Annotated in this window: 4 protein-coding genes; 2 read left to right on the top strand and 2 right to left on the bottom strand. The window is 33.2% G+C overall.

Going from position 1 to position 3,515, the window contains the following annotated elements:
- The first annotated feature begins 330 nt into the window (after nt 1–330).
- Together ACHZC3_RS08125 and ACHZC3_RS08130 are read left to right on the top strand one after the other, a co-directional pair.
- Nucleotides 331–1,224 carry an LD-carboxypeptidase gene (locus ACHZC3_RS08125; RefSeq protein WP_394759366.1) on the top strand — a complete coding sequence of 298 codons (894 nt, stop codon included), beginning with the start codon at nt 331–333 and terminating at the stop codon, nt 1,222–1,224.
- Between the two features lie 99 nt (nt 1,225–1,323).
- Entirely contained in the window at nt 1,324–1,683 is a 360-nt protein-coding gene (locus ACHZC3_RS08130) for a YraN family protein (protein ID WP_394759367.1), read from the top strand.
- Nucleotides 1,684–1,813: 130 nt separating this feature from the next.
- On the opposite strand, the gene ACHZC3_RS08135 is transcribed toward ACHZC3_RS08130, so the two are convergent.
- On the bottom strand, nt 1,814–2,854 hold the full coding sequence (locus ACHZC3_RS08135) for an aldo/keto reductase (RefSeq protein ID WP_394759364.1): 1,041 nt from the start codon (nt 2,852–2,854) through the stop codon (nt 1,814–1,816).
- A gap of 179 nt (nt 2,855–3,033) precedes the next feature.
- Nucleotides 3,034–3,515 (bottom strand): flagellar motor protein MotB (locus ACHZC3_RS08140; RefSeq protein ID WP_394759365.1); only part of this gene is annotated, 482 nt, incomplete at its 5' end.

The following is a 3,515-nucleotide window of genomic DNA, read 5'->3' on the forward strand; positions in this document are numbered from 1 at the left end:
GTATAAGGCAAAGCTGCCGTAATCGTATATCTTTTAGGATTCTGAATCATAGTTTCTTGTAATAAAGTTGCAAAAATAAGCAATAGAATTTTTATTTGAAGCTATTCCCGCTATTCGTTGCAATCTTTTTTTCGGCAAAAAGCCTCAAAAAAGGATTTCCACTACTATCGGGGCTAAAAAATCGGTATAAATCAGTAATATCCATGTCATCTGTGTGCCAATAAAAAATAACTTTTATACATTTGTCATTAGAGCATTCAAAATAAAATGAAAAAAATAGTTACCATACTTTTACTTTTTACCCTTTCAAACATTCATTCCCAAACCAAAATGATAACACCACCATATTTAAAAAAAGGCGATACCATTGCTATAGTTGCCACCGCTCGTAAAAACATTGATGACAATCTAAAATTTGCCAAAGATTTACTCACCAGTTGGGGATTAAATGTAAAAATAGGAAGTACAATAGGACTCGATTTAAACCAATTGGCGGGAACCGACGAGCAACGCGCTGCCGATTTTCAAAACCAAATGGACAACGAAAATGTCAAAGCAATTTGGTGTGTTCGTGGTGGTTACGGCACGGTACGCATGCTTGATTTGTTAGATTTTACAAAATTTAAACAAAATCCAAAATGGATTATTGGTTTTAGTGACGTAACTGTTTTGCACAACCATTTGAACACGATGGGTTATAAATCTATTCACGGAATAATGCCTGTGAGCTCAAAAGCCACTAAAGAGGCCAAAGAAACTTTGCGAATTGCCTTGTTTGGTGACCGCTTAGAATATGATATCTTACCACATCCTATGAATCGTTTTGGGAAAGCTTCGGGAGAGTTAGTTGGTGGAAATCTATCAATTTTATATAGTTTGATGGGCTCAAAATCGGCAATAAACTGCGATGATAAAATTCTTTTTATGGAAGATCTCGACGAATATTTGTATCATATAGATCGAATGATGATGAACTTGCAACGCAATGGTTGTCTAGAAAGCATCAAGGGAATTATTGTGGGATCTATGACAAAAATGAAAGACAATGATATTCCTTGGGGAAAAAACGCCTTACAAATTATTGAAGATGTGACTAAAAAGTACAATATTCCTATTATTTATGATTTTCCGGCAGGACATATTCAAGACAATCGTGCCTTGATTATGGGAAGTAAAATTTCAATCGATGTAAATAATGAATGTAGTAAAGTGTTTTTTGAATAATTTAAAGTAAAGTTGTCATTTCGACGAAGGAGAAATCTCATAATACGAACAATTTGATGAGATTTCTACTTCGTCGAAATGACAAAAGGAATAATAATTATGGCTGAACACAACGAACTCGGAAAACTCGGTGAAGACCTTTCGGTTGAATTTCTTCAAAAAAACGGATACACCATTCTAGAAACCAATTGGACTTTCCAAAAAGCGGAAATAGATATTATTGCTCAAAAAGAAAATGTGTTGGTCATTGTTGAAGTAAAAACACGTTCATCAATAGATTTCGGTTCTCCTCAAGATTTTGTAAAACCTGCTAAAATTCAGCTTTTAGTAAAAGCAGTTAATGAATATGTGATTTCGAACGATTTAGATTTAGAAATTCGTTTCGATATTATTGCGGTTTACAAAGAAGGAAAAGAATTTAAAATCGAACATTTAGAAGATGCTTTTTATCATTTTTAGTTAAAAAACACTTATTTTTTGAACCATATAAAAAATTTAAGAATATATAAGTTCTGTTAATTTTAGTAAACACAAAAGTCACAAAAGTTTTTCTTTTCTTTTGTGACTTTTGTGTTTAAAAGCAATAAAATTACGGCGCAGGATTTGGAATTAATTCCTGAATTTTATTTATTTCTTCTAAGACAGCATCGGTTAGCATCACATCGAAAGCATTAATATTTTCTTCTAATTGGTCTATACTTGTTGCGCCAATAATCGTTGAAGTTACAAATTGCTGATGATTTACAAATGCAAGCGCTAATTCGGTTACTGTTAATCCGCAATCGTGCGCTAAATCTTGATACATTTTTGTTGCTTTAAAGCAATTTTCATTAGTATATCTCACAAAATTTGGGAATAATCCAAGACGAGAATTGGCTTGAATTCCATTTAAATGTTTTCCTGATAAAAACCCGAAACCTAAAGGAGAATAAGCTAATAATCCCACATTCTCACGCATGCAAATTTCTGACAAACCTACTTCGAACAAACGATTTAATAAAGAATATGGATTTTGAATGGTAGCGATTTTTGGTAAATTATGTTTCTCGTTTTCCATCAAAAAACGCATAACTCCCCAAGGATTTTCGTTAGAAACTCCAATGTGTTTTATTTTTCCTTCTTTTATTAATCCATCAAAAATGGTTAAAATATCAAAAATAGAATCTTTCCATTGGTCGTCTATTTTAGACAAGCCACGTTGTCCGAACATATTCATGATACGTTCCGGCCAATGCATTTGGTACAAATCGATATAATCAGTCTGAAGATTTTTTAAACTTAAATCGACAGCTTCGTGTATGTTTTTTTTAGAAAAATCTAATGGCTCACGTATGTAACCCATACCACGATTGGGTCCAGCTATTTTTGTAGCTAAAACTATGTTTTCTCTTTTGCTTTGACCTATTTTATTAATCCAAGAACCTATATGTCTTTCGGTACTTCCAAAAATATGTTCGTTTCCTCCAATTGGATACATTTCGGCAGTATCGATTAAATTAATTCCTTTTTCTATAGCGAAATCTAACTGCGAATGGGCTTCATTTTCAGTATTTTGATTACCAAAAGTCATGGTGCCTAGGCAAATCGTACTAACTTTTAGATTGGTGTTTGGAAGTGTGGTATATTTCATTTTCTTGAAAAGGTACTGAGGTTCTGATCCCGAGGATTCGGGAGCAAAGGTACAAAGGTTTTTTTAAAAAGGCACTAAGGTTTTAAGGCACTAAGGTGCAAAGGTTTTTTGAAAAATTTAAAAAAGAAAAAGGCTCTAAGAAAAACTTAGAACCTTTGTATCTCAGAACCTTTGTGCCTCTAAATATCATTCAACATTTTAGAAATTTCATCTAATTTTGGAGTCAAAACAATTTCGATTCTTCTGTTTTTTGCTTTACCTTCAGGCGTATCATTACTCATTAATGGTGAGAATTCTCCACGACCAGCAGCAGTAAGATTTTGTTTGTTTATTTTTGCATTTTCACCTAAAATATTCACAATAGAAGTAGCTCTTTTTGTAGATAAATCCCAGTTATTTTCTATTTGACCTACGGCGCCACCAAACTTATCATTATCAGTATGACCTTCTATTAATACTGAAATATCTGGATTGTCGCCCAACACTTTTCCTACAGCTACAACCGCTTTTTTACCTTCGGCGCCCACAGCCCAACTTCCAGATTCGAAAAGCAATTTATTTTCCATAGAAACATAAACTTTCCCGTCTCTCTGTTCTACAGTAAGTCCCTTGCCTTCAAATGCTTTTAACGATTTAGACAACGTTTCTTTTAGTTTTTTCA

Source organism: Flavobacterium sp. (assembly GCF_043720215.1).
Taxonomy (GTDB): domain Bacteria; phylum Bacteroidota; class Bacteroidia; order Flavobacteriales; family Flavobacteriaceae; genus Flavobacterium.